Source organism: Brevibacterium sp. SIMBA_078 (assembly GCF_046534565.1).
GTDB lineage: Bacteria > Actinomycetota > Actinomycetes > Actinomycetales > Brevibacteriaceae > Brevibacterium.
This window is the reverse complement of the sequence record NZ_JAWRYQ010000363.1, coordinates 1-257: the sequence shown is the minus strand read 5'-3', so window position 1 is coordinate 257 and position 257 is coordinate 1. Positions and strand designations below refer to the sequence as shown.

Genomic DNA, 257 nt, shown 5'->3' with positions numbered 1-257 from the left:
GCTTCTAAAGATGTAAATACAGATGAAACAACTACTACCGGTGAATTACCTAATGCAGATTGGGATAATATAGATGATCAGACTGACGATAGTCATTTGTATTTAAATAAGTTTGATAGCTACTTTAAAATGCTAGAGCTGCTTAGAGATAAGCATAAATGCAAATTGGTTGTTTACCCATTACGAAAATTACCTAAGCTTCCTCGTTGTAAAAAACATGTGTTAACTACTGATGGAAGCCCTAGGTGCATGGCTAC

At 35.0% G+C, this 257-nt stretch carries 1 protein-coding gene; it reads left to right on the top strand.

Annotated features, from left to right (window positions below; all coding sequences use genetic code 11):
- Window positions 1-257: Tn7-like element transposition protein TnsE (locus tag SB749_RS20040; RefSeq protein ID WP_410711851.1), on the top strand; the 257-nt coding region annotated here is incomplete at both ends.